Raw genomic sequence first — 274 nt, 5'->3', positions numbered from 1 at the left:
ATAGTGGCCAGCGGATCGTGCTCGGCATCCTTACCGATCGCCGGCAGTTCAAATACCCGGCCCGCCAGCAGACGGCAGTCACTTAACGCCTGCTGGAGCGCCTGCAGCTCCAGCTCGATCTGGCGAAAGGTATTATTCAGACGTTCAACGAGGTCGTAGCTGGCCATTATTACCACCTTAGTTACAACATACTATTAGATTTTTGCAGCATACCCAGCCCGCGGCTTCTGCGCAAGTTTTATTCAGGCAGAGGTGAAATCAGGCAGCTGATGAT

1 protein-coding gene is annotated in these 274 nt (G+C 53.3%); it reads right to left on the bottom strand.

What is annotated here, in order from left to right:
- A partial coding sequence (locus tag ACX6XY_RS30275; RefSeq protein ID WP_460337882.1) for a DNA replication terminus site-binding protein occupies positions 1-167 on the bottom strand: 167 nt, incomplete at its 3' end.
- Between the last annotated feature and the right edge of the window lie 107 nt (positions 168-274).

The sequence above is a fragment of the Streptomyces sp. O3 genome (genome assembly GCF_054788135.1).
Note: the sequence above shows the minus strand (reverse complement) of the source record. Positions and strands in the feature narration are given on the sequence as shown.